14 protein-coding genes and 1 pseudogene are annotated in these 13,709 nt (G+C 65.7%); 8 read left to right on the forward strand and 7 right to left on the reverse strand.

All coding sequences use genetic code 11. The annotated features are described in order from the left end of the window. Positions 1-144 precede the first annotated feature (144 nt). Complete coding sequence (locus tag ACVMDN_RS32230; RefSeq protein ID WP_076829772.1) at positions 145-1,668, reverse strand: ABC-F family ATP-binding cassette domain-containing protein; 1,524 nt, start codon at positions 1,666-1,668, stop codon at positions 145-147. Positions 1,669-2,011: 343 nt separating this feature from the next. Continuing rightward, on the reverse strand, positions 2,012-4,699 hold the full coding sequence (locus tag ACVMDN_RS32235) for a sensor domain-containing protein (protein ID WP_310885544.1): 2,688 nt from the start codon (positions 4,697-4,699) through the stop codon (positions 2,012-2,014). Between the two features lie 274 nt (positions 4,700-4,973). On the opposite strand from ACVMDN_RS32235, the gene ACVMDN_RS32240 reads away from it, so the two are divergent. Further along, complete coding sequence (locus ACVMDN_RS32240; protein WP_076829607.1) at positions 4,974-6,077, forward strand: NAD(P)/FAD-dependent oxidoreductase; 1,104 nt, start codon at positions 4,974-4,976, stop codon at positions 6,075-6,077. Between the two features lie 96 nt (positions 6,078-6,173). Here the strand turns inward: ACVMDN_RS32240 and ACVMDN_RS32245 are convergent, their stop codons facing one another. After that, on the reverse strand, positions 6,174-6,359 hold the full coding sequence (locus ACVMDN_RS32245) for a YdcH family protein (RefSeq protein ID WP_016847370.1): 186 nt from the start codon (positions 6,357-6,359) through the stop codon (positions 6,174-6,176). 240 nt (positions 6,360-6,599) lie between these two features. Between ACVMDN_RS32245 and ACVMDN_RS32250 the strand changes: the two genes are divergently transcribed. The 3 genes from ACVMDN_RS32250 (at position 6,600) to ACVMDN_RS32260 (ending at position 7,494) form a co-directional block, all read left to right on the forward strand. Beyond that, positions 6,600-6,806 (forward strand): YdcH family protein, encoded by a 207-nt coding sequence (locus tag ACVMDN_RS32250; protein ID WP_016847372.1) that lies wholly within the window; start codon positions 6,600-6,602, stop codon positions 6,804-6,806. Positions 6,807-7,002: 196 nt separating this feature from the next. After that, positions 7,003-7,212 (forward strand): hypothetical protein, encoded by a 210-nt coding sequence (locus ACVMDN_RS32255; protein WP_028336001.1) that lies wholly within the window; start codon positions 7,003-7,005, stop codon positions 7,210-7,212. A 30-nt stretch (positions 7,213-7,242) separates the two neighbouring features. Then, positions 7,243-7,494, forward strand: coding sequence for a hypothetical protein (locus tag ACVMDN_RS32260; protein ID WP_018268738.1), 252 nt, complete (start codon positions 7,243-7,245; stop codon positions 7,492-7,494). Here the strand turns inward: ACVMDN_RS32260 and ACVMDN_RS32265 are convergent. Then, positions 7,489-8,215: pseudogene (locus ACVMDN_RS32265) on the reverse strand (GGDEF domain-containing protein). The gene ACVMDN_RS32260 and the pseudogene ACVMDN_RS32265 overlap by 6 nt on opposite strands. A gap of 145 nt (positions 8,216-8,360) precedes the next feature. Between ACVMDN_RS32265 and purE the strand changes: the two are divergent. Both purE and ACVMDN_RS32275 read left to right on the forward strand, forming a co-directional pair. Beyond that, positions 8,361-8,849 (forward strand): 5-(carboxyamino)imidazole ribonucleotide mutase, encoded by a 489-nt coding sequence (gene purE, locus ACVMDN_RS32270; RefSeq protein ID WP_028335999.1) that lies wholly within the window; start codon positions 8,361-8,363, stop codon positions 8,847-8,849. After that, on the forward strand, positions 8,846-9,952 hold the full coding sequence (locus tag ACVMDN_RS32275) for a 5-(carboxyamino)imidazole ribonucleotide synthase (RefSeq protein WP_076829604.1): 1,107 nt from the start codon (positions 8,846-8,848) through the stop codon (positions 9,950-9,952). The genes purE and ACVMDN_RS32275 overlap by 4 nt, the downstream gene beginning before the upstream one ends. Positions 9,953-10,125: 173 nt before the next feature. On the opposite strand, the gene aqpZ is transcribed toward ACVMDN_RS32275, so the two are convergent. Further along, positions 10,126-10,848: an aquaporin Z gene (gene aqpZ / locus ACVMDN_RS32280; protein ID WP_057019013.1), complete on the reverse strand. Its 723-nt coding sequence runs from the start codon at positions 10,846-10,848 to the stop codon at positions 10,126-10,128. A 264-nt stretch (positions 10,849-11,112) separates the two neighbouring features. Here aqpZ and rpsU point away from each other — a divergent pair, with 264 nt between their 5' ends. Then, positions 11,113-11,409, forward strand: a complete 297-nt coding sequence (rpsU, locus tag ACVMDN_RS32285) for a 30S ribosomal protein S21 (protein ID WP_021078544.1) — start codon at positions 11,113-11,115, stop codon at positions 11,407-11,409. 113 nt (positions 11,410-11,522) lie between these two features. Next, positions 11,523-12,185, forward strand: coding sequence for a tetratricopeptide repeat protein (locus ACVMDN_RS32290; protein WP_057019012.1), 663 nt, complete (start codon positions 11,523-11,525; stop codon positions 12,183-12,185). Positions 12,186-12,233: 48 nt separating this feature from the next. Here ACVMDN_RS32290 and ACVMDN_RS32295 read toward each other — a convergent pair whose 3' ends face one another. After that, entirely contained in the window at positions 12,234-13,157 is a 924-nt protein-coding gene (locus ACVMDN_RS32295; protein ID WP_076829601.1) for a hypothetical protein, read from the reverse strand. Positions 13,158-13,421: 264 nt separating this feature from the next. Beyond that, entirely contained in the window at positions 13,422-13,706 is a 285-nt protein-coding gene (locus ACVMDN_RS32300) for a cupin domain-containing protein (protein ID WP_076829770.1), read from the reverse strand. Positions 13,707-13,709 lie beyond the last annotated feature (3 nt).

The following is a 13,709-nucleotide window of genomic DNA, read 5'->3' on the forward strand; positions in this document are numbered from 1 at the left end:
GTAGCCTGCTCGAACGCCGGCCGCCGCCGGCTACTTTGCATGGGGTTGTTTTCGATATTTTGGCAGCGCTCCTCCTGCGACGGCCCGCGAGCGGGAGAGGCACACCGTCTTCGCGACGGCTATCCAACCTGACTCCATCACGCACTAGCCCGCGCCGGCCGCGGCAAAGAACTGTTCCGGTCCATCGACCTCGATCAGCTTCCTGCCGTCGATCACCCAGAATCGGTTGGCCACCGTGCGCACGAACTGGCGGTCGTGCGACACCAGGAGGCAGCTGGCCTGCTGTTCCATCAACTCGTCCTCCAGCGCCTCCTGGCCCTCGATGTCGAGGTGGTTGGTCGGCTCGTCGAGCAGATAGAAGTTCGGCTGGGTGAGCCGCAGCACCAGCATGCCGAGGCGGGCCTTCTGCCCGCCCGACAGCCGCCCGATCGGTCGGCCCTGCATCTCGATCGAGAGCCCGGCACCGGCGAGCAGGCCGCGCGCCTGCTGATCACCGACCTCGAAGCGCCGCGTCAGCATGCGCATCGGCGTGTCGCTATCGGCGAGATCGGCCAGCGCCTGATCGCAATAGCCAAGCACCAATGACTCGGTGGCCCGGATCTCGGCCGGTGCCGCTGCGGCATTCTCGATCGCCAGCCGCAGCGCCGCGACGAAGCGGGTCTTGCCGGCGCCATTCGGCCCGAGCAGCGCAATCCGGTCGCCCTTGCAGATGAACTGCTGGCCGGTCCTGAACAACAGCCGGCCGTCGGGTGTGGCGATCCCGGCGTTGTCCAGCCTGATCAGGACCCTGGCATGGGTGTCGCGGTTAGCGAGCCGGATCGTTCCGGCCGAGCGTTCCAGATGCGCGGGCTTCGCCGTCTCCTCCAGTCTCTCGGCGCGCTGCTTCAATTGCCTGGTCTTCGACAGCAGAAGGTCGCTGCCGGAATTGATGCCGAGATTGTTGAGCTTCGCGGCCTGCTGCCGGAGCTGCCGCACGGCCTTCATGTCGCGCTGATAGCGTCGCTCGTCCGAGGCATCGAATTCGTCGAGCGCCGCGCGCGCCGCGGTATAGGGCAGCGAGAACAGCTGCGACCGCTCCGGGCGCAGGAACAGTGTCCGGTTGGTCGTCGCATCGAGGAAGGCGCGATCATGGCTTGCGATCACCACCGGCATCTCGCGCGGCAGCGCGTTCAGCCAGCCCTCGAGCCGGCCGATCTTGGCGAGGTCGAGATGGTTGGTCGGCTCGTCGAGCAGCAGCACGTCGGGCTCGGTCACCAGCACGCGGGCGAGCACCGCAAGCCGCAGCCAGCCGCCGCTCAGCTGCTTCAGCGGTCTCGTCCACAGCTCCTCCGGCACCTCGAGCGATTGCAAGGCGACGTCGACCCGCCAGCCCTCGTTGGCGCGCTGCTCACCGGGAAGCGCCTCGAGCACGGCGGCATGGAACGGCGTATCCAGGAGTTTGGGCGGCGCATCCTGCTCGACATGGCCAACGGTCAGTCCGCGCGCACGGGTGATATCGCCTTCGTTGGGCTCCATCGCATCTGCGATGCAGCGCAGCAGCGTAGACTTGCCGCGGCCGTTGGCGGCGACCAGCCCGATGCGGTCGCCGGCATTGACGACAAAATTCAGTTCGGAAAACAGCGGCGCGTTCAGGGTCACGCCGAGATTGCGGACATTGATGAGGGTCACGATCAATTCTCTGGTCTTGCCGGCAATCGCAACATCCCGAGGCGTCCAGCCATCATCGGATGTGCGTGTCGAAGCGCGGCGAGGGATTTGAGTGCAGGCGCGAACGCTCAAGCGTCGACGCCGCACGGCCACGAAGGGCAGACCAGGAAGGATTTAGCGCGAGTTTCCGGTCAGCCCTGCAAACGCATCTGCAGGGCGTTGACGGGGCCACGCTTGAGGTGGGGATCGGTGTATCTCGCCACGACGCAGCCCTCCTTTCTCGGCTGAAATGATGTGGTGGGTCGAGATGTAGCCGGACGTGCAGCGGATGGCAAGCACAGCCGGCCGGGCGATTCAGGCCAAATTACCCGGCTCTGCGCACGGTTTCGGCAAGCTGGTCGCCGCCGACCAGCGCGGCGAATTGACCGATCGGGGCCGGCCTGCCGATCAGATAGCCCTGCACCGCGTCGCAGCCCTCTTCGGCGAGAAAGTCGAGCTGCGCCTCGGTCTCGACGCCTTCGGCGACGATCGACATTTCAAGGCCGTGGCCGAGATCGATCACCGCGCGCACGATCGCGGCCGATTGCGGGTTGCGGCCGAGATTGATGACGAAGGCGCGGTCGATCTTGATCTTGTCGAACGGAAACGCCTGCAGGTAGCTCAGCGAGGAATAGCCGCTGCCGAAATCGTCCATCGAGATGCGGACGCCGAGCGCCTTCAGCCGCCGCAGCAGCGACAGGCCGCGGTCGAAATCCTCGATCAGCACGCCCTCGGTGATTTCGAGCTCGAGCCGGTCCGGCGTGAGCCCGGTCTCGAGCAGGATCGAATGCACGAGGCCGACGAGGTCGCCATGGGTGAATTGCGCCGGCGACAGGTTCACCGCGACCTGCAGCGGGATCGCCCAGGAGGCCGCCTCCCGGCAGGCTTCGCGCAGAATCCATTCGCCCATCTCGACGATCAGGCCGCTTTCTTCCGCGAGCGGAATGAAGTCGCCGGGCGGCACGCAGCCGCGCACCGGATGGTGCCAGCGCGCCAGCGCCTCGAAGCCGATGATCTGGCTGGCCGCCACGCTGCCGCCCGCGGCGGCCTGCGGCTGGTAGTAGAGCGACAATTCGCCATTCTTGATCGCGACCGACAGCTCCTGGTGCAGCACGCGGCGATCGCGGATCTGCTGGTCCATCTCCGGTTCGAAGATCGAGATCGTGCCGCGCGACTTCGCCTTGGCGCGAAACAGCGCCGCGCCGGAATTGGCCAGCAGCGACGCCGCGTCGGATCCGTTGTCCGGGAACACCGCGATCCCTGTGGTGAGGCCGGTTCGCACCGACTTGCCGTCGATCAGGAAATCCTGCCCGAGCGCCTCGGCGGCCTGCTCGGCCAGCGCGATGCCGGCGACCGGCTGCTTGCCGTCGATGATGAGGCCGAATTCGTCGCCGGAGAGCCGCGCGACCACGCCGCCGCGCGCCACGGCCTGCAGACGCTGCGCGACCTCGACCAGCACCTTGTCGCCCATCGCATGGCCGTAGACGTCGTTGATCTCCTTCAACCCGTCGAGATCGACGCAGAGCACGGCGAACTCCTCGTCGGTGCCGTCGCAGGCCTCGATCATCTGGGTCAGCGCCTGCAGGAAGGCGGCGCGGTTCGGCAGATCGGTCAGGCCGTCATGATAGGCCATGTGCGCCATCCGCGACTCGGTCTGGCGCCGGTCGGTGACGTCCTCATGGGTCTTGATCAGATATTGCGGCTCGCCGACATCGTCGAGCACGGTCATGCGGCGGGTCAGGAACAGCCGCAGGCCGTCCTTGGTCGAGATCGGATGCTCCTCGGCGATCATGCTGCGCTTCCTGATCGCGGCCTCGTCGCGGGCGATGATCAGCTTGGCTTCACGCGCATTGAAGATGTCGGACGCGGTCAGGCCGGCGGCGTCCTCGCGGCGGCGATTGAGGATCGTCTCGGCGCTGCGGTTGGCCAGGAGGTAGCGGCCGTCGCTGACCCGCTGCACGATCAGCGAGACCGGGATGTTGTCGACCACGAGCTCGAGGAACTTCTTGTTGTTCTCGAGCTCGCGCGACAGCGAACGGCGATCGGTGACGTCCTCGAACAGCGCGATCAGGAATTCCGGCTCGCCGGCCTCGTTGCGGGCGATCACGCGGTTGGAGGCGAGGATCCGCTTGTCCGAACCGCGTTCGACGAAGAATTCGCTGCGGTGATAGCCTTCCGCCGCGCTCAACGCCGCGCGGTCGGCGGTGTCGATGCTGGCGGCGGTCTCGGGGCGGAAGATCTCGTCGGCGCGCTTGCCCACGATGTGATCGCGCGAGAAGCGCGAGAAGCGCTCGAAGGCGCGGTTGGCGAAGATGTAGCGGCCGTCCTCGATGTTCTTGGCCGCGACGCAGACCGGAACGTTGTCGAGCACCGATTCCAGGAATTGTGTGGTCGAGGCGAGCTTGCGCGACAGCTTGCGCTGGTCGGTGCAATCGAGATGGGTCGCGACCGAGCCGCCGTTCGGCAATGGAAAATACTTCACCAGCACCGACCTGCCGCCGGGCAGCTCGCTAACCAGTCCCTCCGGCGCCGCGGCCCTGGCGAAGAAATCCTCGGCGCTGACGTCGAGCACGCCGCGGTCGCGGCGCAGTTCCAGCAGCTCGACGCCGGTCATGTTGCGCCTGATGTCGGCGCGCGACAGGCCGTAGATGTCGAGATAGCGGTCGTTGCAGAACACGATGCGCTCCTGCGCATCGGTCATCACCACGCCCTGGTTCAAATGGTTGAGTGCCGACGAGACGAAGGCGTTACGCCGCAATTGCGCGCGCTTGGCCTTGCGCAGCGCCGAGAGGATCCACAGCCCGACCGCGCCGAAAAAGGACGCCACCACCACGCTGCCGATCAGCAGCTCCCAGACCAGGCCGGGATCGAGGCTGCCCAGATAGCTCGACGGCGCGAACGCACCGGTGCCGGCCCGGGCTGCAGCGCACGGCGCGACGGCGGCGATCAGGCAGAGCACGGCCCTTGCCGGAATCGAATTCTTCCCGCCCGCCTGCACCTTCCTGCCAACCATCGATCACCCGCGGATTTCCGGGGCGAGTGTCCGGCTCCGGCGGTTTGGATCGGGTAAACGCGTACTGATGCAACCGGAAAATGCTGACTTAATTTATGGCAATTGCCCTGACATGATTAATGCTCCACTAACAGGGCATGGCTTCCCAACTATTTGAGATGGCCCAAGCACTTGCCTAATAAGCACTTGCCCAAGGCGGCCGGATCGGCTGAACGATGTTGGCGGCAACGGTCATGGCGCGGCTGGGCGGAAATTTTCGGACCTGAAGGACGAGATGGACAGGGTTGATTGCGTGATCGTCGGTGCGGGGGTGATCGGCCTCGCCGTGGCGCGGCGGCTGGCACAGGCCGGCCGCGAAGTGATTGTGCTCGAGGAGGCCGAGGGGATCGGCACGGTGACCTCGTCGCGAAACAGCGAGGTGATCCACGCCGGCATCTACTACCGCGCCGGCAGCCTGATGGCGCGGATGTGCGTCAGCGGCAAGCGGGCGCTCTACCGCTACTGCGCCGAGCACGGCATCCCGCACAAGAATTGCGGCAAGCTGATCGTGGCCACCACGCCTGCGGAGACCGAGAAGCTGCAGTCGATCCGCGCGCATGCCGAGGCCAACGGCGTCGACGACATGCAGCTGTTGTCCGGCGAGGCGGCGCGCGCGCTGGAGCCGGCGCTGAATTGCGACGCAGCGCTGCTGTCGCCCTCGACCGGGATCATCGACAGCCATGCTTACATGCTGGCGCTGCGCGGTGACGCCGAGGCGGCCGGGGCGGCGTTCGCCTTCCATACGCCGCTGCTCCACGCCAAGGCCACCGCCGACGGGTTCGAGATCGAGGCCGGCGGCGCCGCGCCGATGACGCTGGCCTGCGATCTCCTGGTCAATGCCGCCGGGCTCGGCGCGACGGCAGTCGCGCGCAACGTCGAGGGCATGCCGATCGAATTGATTCCAACGGCCTATTTGGCCAAGGGCAATTACTTCAGCTGCAGCGCCAGGGCGCCGTTCTCGCGGCTGATCTACCCGGTGCCGGAACCCGGTGGGCTCGGCGTCCACCTGACGCTCGACATGGCCGGACAGGCGAGATTCGGGCCCGACGTCCAATGGATCGATCACATCGATTACGCGGTCGACCCTGATCGGGCCGAGCGGTTCTATCCGGCGATCCGGAAATACTGGCCGGCCCTGCCGGACGGCGCGCTGATGCCGAGCTATTCGGGAATCCGCCCCAAGATCGTGCCGCCGGCGGTGGCGACCCAGGATTTCCTGATCCAGGCGCCGGCCGATCACGGCGTCGCGGGCCTGATCAACCTGTTCGGCATTGAATCGCCCGGACTGACGTCATCGCTCGCGGTCGCCGACCATGTCGGCGCGTTGGCGGAACTCTGAGCAAATACAGTAAGGCCTCCCGGGGGATGCGCGCGCGCTTGGGCGTTCATCCCTCGGTGAAAGGCCAGGCTATTTGCTAATTTGCAGGGGGGCGGTCTAGTGGACCGTGTCGTCGGCGGACAGTCTCAACCGCTCGATTTGATCCTTGACCATCAACTTGCGGCGCTTCAGCTCGCAAATATGCAGGTCGTCTACAGAGGGGTGAACGAGCGCTTCGTGCAGTTCGTTCTCGAGTATTTTGTGTTTACGCTCCAGCTCAATGAGATGGGCCTGTATTGCCATTGCGAACACTCCTCGGTGCGTTAAACCTCAGGTTCGATCCGGACCGCCGAGTGTACACGAGTGGACGGCGCTGTCGATGGGGGACGCGAAATGCCGCACGCACTCATTTCGGTTTATCTGTAACCAATCGTGACTATGGAACCGGTCCGGCTTGCGCGGCGCGCGTTCAAGGAGGATATTCCGGCGAGCGGCGACTTCAGCCGCAACAACCTTATCGTGCTTATCAGTTAATACACAACCATGAACGATCAGGATGAGCGCGAACTAATCGCCGAACTCGCGCGGCTGCAACAAGAGCACCGCGACCTCGATGCCGCGATCGACGCGCTGCATCAGTCGCCGGCGCCGGATCTCTTGATGCTGCAGCGCTTGAAGAAGCGGAAGCTGCAACTGCGCGATCGCATCGCCTTTATCGAAGACCAGATCACGCCCGACATCATTGCCTGACGCGTGCCGCGGCGCGCGCCTTCGCGGTTCGGCGCTTCCGGTTCAGACCGGGCGACGGTTTTCCCCGTCATCCACAGCGCCTCGCCGACTTCACGTTCGCGGCAACGGACGGAAGGCGGTTTCCCGGCGCTTGACTCCACATGAACAAAAAGAGAACATGCCAGCCCAGCCGCCAGCCATCAGAGGGAGTTTCGCCATGTCCGCACCGCCTTCCCTGCCCGACAACAGCCGCTACGAGAAGGCCTGCGATCAGGCGATCGCGATGTGCGACGGCAACCTGCGCAGCACCATCAAGGCGCTGATCATGGCCAACGAATATCTGGAAGCCGAGCTTGAGGAATTGCAGGCCGCGATCACCGCCGGCTGCGTGCCGGCGCAGACCCGGGCGGCGAGCGATGCCGCCTGATCCTTGGCCTGATCTTCAGGGAGCACAGCGATGGCCGATGTAACCTATTACGTGGCACTGCCCTTCATGCAGGATGATGACGGCACGCCGGTCGCCGGCAATGCCGAGGAATGCCAGAGCTCGGCGGTCGCGCTGCGCCGCGCGGAGACCATGTCGCGGATGCCCGGCAGCATCGGCGCCGTCGCGTTCAGCCGCACCGGCGATCCTGCGATCGGCGAATTCGGCGATGCCAAGCTGTTGCGTGCTTACGGAAATGTGCCGGAGGATTTGAGCGCGTTATAATTCTCGGGATTCGTGGCGCCGCTGGGCCTTGCGCACATACATCGCACGGTCGGCCTCATCGAGCACGCGATCGATATCCGAGTGCGCGGTAAGGATAGCAACGCCCGCGGAGGCGCCTGCGGTGACCTGGCTGTTACGAAACATGAAGGTCACACCGATCGATCGCCTCTTCCAGCGCAGCCGCCTTGGCGCGGGCATCGATCTCGCTGAGATTCCACAGCAGCACGGCGAACTCGTCACCGCCGAGACGGCCGATCACATCGGAAGCGCGCACCTGATCCGATATCGCGGCAACGATCGCCTTCAGCACCTCGTCGCCCGCCGCGTGGCCGAAGGCATCGTTGATCGGCTTGAGGCGATCGACGTCGAGCACGATCAGCGCACCGGAGGCCTGATAACGCTTGATGAAGGAGAGCGAACGGGCGAGCTCGCGCTCGAATCCGCGCCGGTTGAAGATGTCGAGCAGGAAGTCGGTCTCGGCGGAGGCCTGCAGCTCCTCGATCCGGGCCTGCGCCCGCGCCAGCTGCGCCCGCAAGCTGCGGATGGTCGATTTGTCGCCGGATGCGACCGCGCCTCGCGTGGAAGCTCCGGTTCCAGCCCGTTTGGTTCCAGCCCGCTTGGCTGCAGTCTTGCCCGGCCTGGATTTGCGCGCGGCGGGCGCGCCTTTCCGTCGTTTCGCGGCCCCGGAGGCGGCCGACGTCGTCTTCTTCTTCATGCGCATCCTTGTTGAGGCCTGCTTATGAAGGCTTGCCGGGATTCACCAAGACAGGATAGTCCATTCTAACTCCCTTGCCACGCCTTGGATGACGCCCGGGCCGTCCCTATAATCGGCCTATGCTTTTGGATTCCTGCACAGAATTGAAGAGATGACCGCTCCGATCGCCATCATCATGGGAAGTCAGTCCGACTGGGAAACCATGCGCCATGCCGCCGAGACGCTGGCTGCGCTCGGCGTGGCCTGCGAAACGCGCATCGTTTCGGCCCACCGCACCCCGGATCGGCTCTATGCCTTTGCCAAGGGCGCCAAGGCAGCCGGCCACAAGGTGATCATTGCCGGCGCCGGCGGCGCCGCCCATCTGCCGGGCATGACGGCCGCGCTGACGGAGCTTCCGGTGTTCGGGGTTCCCGTCGAGTCGAAGGCTCTGTCGGGCGTCGATTCGCTCTATTCGATCGTGCAGATGCCGGCCGGCGTCCCGGTCGGAACGCTGGCAATCGGCAAGGCCGGCGCGATCAATGCCGCGTTGCTCGCGGCGAGCGTGCTCGCACTCAACGATCCGGCTCTGTCGGCCCGCCTTGCGGCCTGGCGCAAGCAGCAGACCGACGCGGTCAACGAGCATCCGGAGGGCGCGGCGTGACGGCTTCGAACGCAGTGAAGCTGAAGCCGGGCGACACCATTGGAATCCTCGGCGGCGGACAATTGGGCCGGATGCTGGCGATGGCCGCGGCGCGCCTCGGGCTCCGCTGCCAGGTGTTTTCGCCGGATCCGGACTCCCCGGCGTTCGACGTGGTGCAGAACGCGACCTGCGCGGAATATGCCGACGTCGAGGCGCTCGAACTGTTCGCCAACGATGTCGACGTCGTCACCTATGAGTTCGAGAATGTCCCGGCCGCGACCGCGATGGTGCTCGCCGCGCGGCGCCCGGTGCTGCCGGCCTACAAGATCCTGGAGACCACGCAGGACCGGCTGATCGAGAAGGACTTCATCAGCAAGCTCGGCATCGGCACGGCCGACTACGCCGACGTGTCCTCGGTCGGCACGCTGCGCACGGCAATCGAACGCATCGGCCTGCCCGCGGTGATCAAGACCCGCCGCTTCGGCTATGACGGCAAGGGCCAGGCCATCATCCGCGAGGGCGATGACCTCGAACAGGTCTGGGAGGACCTCGGCACCAAGTCGGCCATCCTCGAGGCCTTCGTGCCGTTCGAGCGCGAGATCTCGGTGATCGCGGCCCGCTCCGCGTCCGGCGAAGTCGAATGCTTCGACGTCACCGAGAACGAGCATCGCGACCACATCCTGAAAATTTCCCGCGCGCCGGCCGCGATCACCGATGAGCTTGCCGTGCAGGCGCGCGCGATCGCCGAAGAGATCGCCTCGGCGCTCGACTATGTCGGCGTGCTCGCGGTGGAGATGTTCGCGGTGCCCGGCAACGGCAGCAAGGCGACGGTGCTGGTCAATGAGATCGCGCCGCGCGTGCACAATTCCGGTCACTGGACGCTCGACGGCGCCTCGATCTCACAGTTCGAGCAGCACATCCGCGCGATCGCCGGCTGGCCGCTGGGCAAGCCGGTGCGCCACGGCGACGTCGTCATGACCAACCTGATCGGCGACGACATCCTGAGCTACGAGCAGTGGCTCACCGTTCCCGGCGCCACAGTGCATCTGTACGGCAAGGGCACGCCGCGCCCCGGCCGCAAGATGGGACACGTCACCGAAGTGACGCCGGCCCGCAAGGGATAATTCCACACGCGGCCGATAGCCGCCTTCGTCGCATCGATGGAAATGGGATCGTGGCAACCACGATCCATTAGAGCAACGGTTCTGATTGAATCAGAACCGATGCTCTGGATTTTTGTTTACCCGTTTTCTTCACGCGAACCGGCGTCCACTTCGCTCGAAAACGCTCTCGCCGATCACGCCGTCTTCGCGCCGGCGACGATGCCGGTCGGCTCGTCGCTGAGCCAGCGATAGATCACGCCGCCGAGCGCACCGCCGATCAGGGGTGCGACCCAGAACAGCCAGAGCTGCCCCAGCGCCCAGCCGCCGACGAACAGCGCCGGCCCGGTGCTGCGCGCCGGATTCACCGAGGTGTTGGTGACGGGAATGCTGACGAGATGGATCATCACCAGCGCGAGGCCGATGGCGAGCGGTGCGAAGCCGGCGGGCGCCTTGCCATGGGTCGATCCCATGATGATGAACAGGAACATCATGGTCATCACCACCTCGGTGATGAAGCACACCACCATGTTGTACTGGCCGGGTGAGTGCGCGTCATAGCCGTTGGAGGCAAAACCCTTGCTGACATCGAAGCCGGGCGCGCCGCTCGCGATCACATAGAGCAGCCAGGCCGCGATGATTGCGCCCACGACCTGCGCGATGATGTAGGGCAGCACCTGGCCGCCCGGGAAACGCCCACCCGCGGCGAGCCCGACCGTCACCGCCGGGTTGAGGTGGCAACCCGAGATATGGCCGATCGCATAGGCCATGGTCACCACGCTCAGCCCGAAGGCCAGTGACACGCCGACCAGGCCGATCCCGACCTGCGGAAAGCCGGCCGCGATCACCGCGCTGCCGCAACCAGCGAATGTGAGCCAGAACGTACCGATGGCCTCGGCAGCGTATTTCTTCATCTCCATCTCGCATCTCCCCTATTTCCAATGTCCGGGTTATCCAAAACGCCGGGAGCGGCCCTCATCTGGGCGCCAAACCACCCAAATCGGGGCCGCACAATGGCATTTTCGCCCTATTTCGTGGCTTTACTAGGCCCGAAAGTCACTCGACCGGTGGACATCTGCGCGTTTGTCTGATACATGCGCGCGCCTAGGGTTAAGAGGCAGGCCTTTTGCCGTCCCTTCACCTCGCCAGAATTCCGAACCGATCAATTCAAAAGAGGATGCCGCGTGCAGGTTCTCGTCCGCGATAACAATGTCGACCAAGCCCTGAAGGCGCTGAAGAAGAAGATGCAGCGCGAGGGCATTTTCCGCGAGATGAAGCTCCGCGGTCACTACGAAAAGCCGTCTGAGAAGAAGGCCCGCGAAAAAGCCGAAGCCGTGCGCCGCGCGCGCAAGCTGGCGCGCAAGAAGCTGCAGCGCGAAGGCCTGCTGCCGATGAAGCCGAAGCCGGTGTTCGGCGCTGGCCCCGGTGGCGACCGCGGCGGCCGTCCGGGCGGTGCAGGCGCCGGTCGCGGCCCTCGCTGAACCGTTTTGCCGATATGGAAGTCTAACAGCGCGGGCCACGGGCCCGCGTTGTCGTTTTGAAGCATGCCGCGTTCCGGGGTACCCATGCAAAACGACCGGCAAGAGCATTTTGCATGACGGCTGATCCGGTAGCCCGCCCGCCCTTTCCAGGACCCGCGCAGCGCCGTTGCGCGCCGCATCTCGTCATCATTGCAGTGCTTCTCGGCCTGCCGCTCGCAGGCTGCTCCTTTGACCTCGGTTCATGGGGCTCCTCGGACGACAAGCCGAAACCCGCTGCCACCGCCGACAAGCCCGCCGCCGACACCATCACCCCGCAAGACGTCAACAGCGCCAAGGATCACACCACGCGTGCGCAGGCGCTGGCGCGCTCCGGCAAGCTCGACGAGGCGATGGCGGAGTTCGAACAGGCGCTGGCGGCCGACCCTTACAACATCCAGGCGCTCTACGGCCGCGCCCTGATCTATCAGGGCCGCGGACAGCATCAGCAGGCGATCGACGATTTCACGGCAGCCAGCGGGCTGTCGCCGCAGAGGGCCGAGCCCCTGGTCGGCCGTGCCACCAGCTACCTCGCGCTCGACAAGGCCAAGCAGGCCGCCAGCGATCTCGACGAGGCCGTGCAGGCCGATCCCGGCAATGTTGGGGCGTGGAGCACGCGCGGCCAGGCCTATGAGCGGCTCGGCGACAAGGCCAAGGCGGCGGCGTCCTACAATCGCGCGCTCGCGCTGCGGCCAGGCGACGGCAATGCGCGCAGCGGGCTGGCGCGCACCGGCGGCTAGCCCTTGGCGTGAAGACAATCCGTCAGAAACGATCGAGCGGCGCTGCGGCTACTTCGGCAGGACGGCGTGGAACATCGACTTCATGCCGGAGAACATGTCGTCGGTCACCGACGTGCGCTCGTTCTTCTGCGCCGGCATGATCGCCTCGGCGCGCAGGTCGAGCGGGGCCTGCACCACCGGGACCGGAATGTCGGCCGGCGGCGTCAGCCGGTTGGAATCCTGGCCGCCGGCGGCATAGGGCGGACGCGGCTGCGAGGATTGATCGACATTGTCAGTGGACGGGCTCGACACCATGATCGGCGGCGGCAACGGCCGGATCGCCGACGTGGCTGCCGGACGCTGCGCCTCAGGCAGGCGGGCGAGATCGGTGCGCGTGGCATCCTGGGACCGCGCCGCCTCCTGCGGACGCTCCTTGCGCAGCCGCTCGATGGCGGCGCGTGCGAGGTCGTTGGCGTCGCGGCTTTCCTCGGGCGTCACAGCAGCCTCGACCGGCGCGGCTGACGTCGCGGGCGCGGCCGGCTGCGGCGCGGCGGGCGCGACCTTCGCGACCGCCTTCGGCGCCGCCGGGTGATGGCGGGTGTCGGCGGGGATGCTGGCGGTATCTGCCGGCGCGTCAGGCTTCACATCGGCCGATTTGGGGTCGGCCGATTTCTCGGCAGGCTTCTCGGTGACGGTGGCCTTCTCAGTGACGGTGGCCTTCTCGGACGCCGACCGTTCGATCAGCGTGCGCTCGGACATGCCCTTGGCCTTCACGCCGGCTTCGGGGAGGCTGCTGACGACGGTGGCGGGCTTGGCGGCGGCTTTCGGATCTGCCTTGGGATTTGCCTTGGGATCGACTGCGGCGGTCAAGGCTGCGGCTGACGGTGCTTCCGGCTTGGCCACGATGTAGTGATTAACGATGTACGCCCCGATGATGGTCGCTGCCACCGAGGGTAAGATGTCCATCACAAATTTCTTCAGGTAACTCAGCATGACCTGCCACTCCCCACCCCGCTACTACATGCTGGAACTTTGAGGCACATTCAGGGATCAACTGCGTCGGATCGGTGGCAAACGCCCGTTCCGACGTCACCTTTGGTGTCGCTTTGGTTTCAGCCGGAGGCGTCCCCTGCGCAGGCCGCATCCGCCTTCTAGATCATCGCGCAGCCGTTAACGGGTTATGAATTTCCACAGCCGCGCCGGCTCGGACCTGCCATTCGGCGGGTGCAGGGTTCCTTGCTTGGTTCTCGCGCCGCGTCAGGGCTTGAGTTCGACCTCGAGGAACACGATCTCGCTGGCCGTCTCGTTGAGCACGTCGTGCTGGACCCCGGCCTTGCGGAAATAGGATTTGCCGGCTCCGAGCTGCGCCTTCGAGCGCTCGCCGTCCGGCGCCACGATCGTCATCTCGCCCGCCGTGATCGGAACGATGACATAGTCCATCTCATGGGTGTGGTGGCCGGTGGCGCTGCCCGGCGCGAGGCGCCATTCGGTCACCCGGACTTCCGCCGTATCCACCTGCACATCCGATTTGGCACTGAGCATCGT

The sequence above is a fragment of the Bradyrhizobium sp. USDA 4510 genome (genome assembly GCF_054059095.1).

Excerpts from the sequence above, each read along its gene's own strand:
- ACVMDN_RS32235 (WP_310885544.1), bottom strand. The coding sequence starts at position 4,699 with ATGGTTGGCAGGAAGGTGCAGGCGGGCGGGAAGAATTCGATTCCGGCA.
- ACVMDN_RS32260 (WP_018268738.1), top strand. The coding sequence starts at position 7,243 with ATGGCCGATGTAACCTATTACGTGGCACTGCCCTTCATGCAGGATGAT.
- ACVMDN_RS32240 (WP_076829607.1), top strand. The coding sequence starts at position 4,974 with ATGGACAGGGTTGATTGCGTGATCGTCGGTGCGGGGGTGATCGGCCTC.
- ACVMDN_RS32300 (WP_076829770.1), bottom strand. The coding sequence starts at position 13,706 with ATGCTCAGTGCCAAATCGGATGTGCAGGTGGATACGGCGGAAGTCCGG.
- purE (WP_028335999.1), top strand. The coding sequence starts at position 8,361 with ATGACCGCTCCGATCGCCATCATCATGGGAAGTCAGTCCGACTGGGAA.
- ACVMDN_RS32290 (WP_057019012.1), top strand. The coding sequence starts at position 11,523 with ATGACGGCTGATCCGGTAGCCCGCCCGCCCTTTCCAGGACCCGCGCAG.
- ACVMDN_RS32250 (WP_016847372.1), top strand. The coding sequence starts at position 6,600 with ATGAACGATCAGGATGAGCGCGAACTAATCGCCGAACTCGCGCGGCTG.
- ACVMDN_RS32245 (WP_016847370.1), bottom strand. The coding sequence starts at position 6,359 with ATGGCAATACAGGCCCATCTCATTGAGCTGGAGCGTAAACACAAAATA.
- ACVMDN_RS32255 (WP_028336001.1), top strand. The coding sequence starts at position 7,003 with ATGTCCGCACCGCCTTCCCTGCCCGACAACAGCCGCTACGAGAAGGCC.
- aqpZ (WP_057019013.1), bottom strand. The coding sequence starts at position 10,848 with ATGGAGATGAAGAAATACGCTGCCGAGGCCATCGGTACGTTCTGGCTC.
- ACVMDN_RS32295 (WP_076829601.1), bottom strand. The coding sequence starts at position 13,157 with ATGCTGAGTTACCTGAAGAAATTTGTGATGGACATCTTACCCTCGGTG.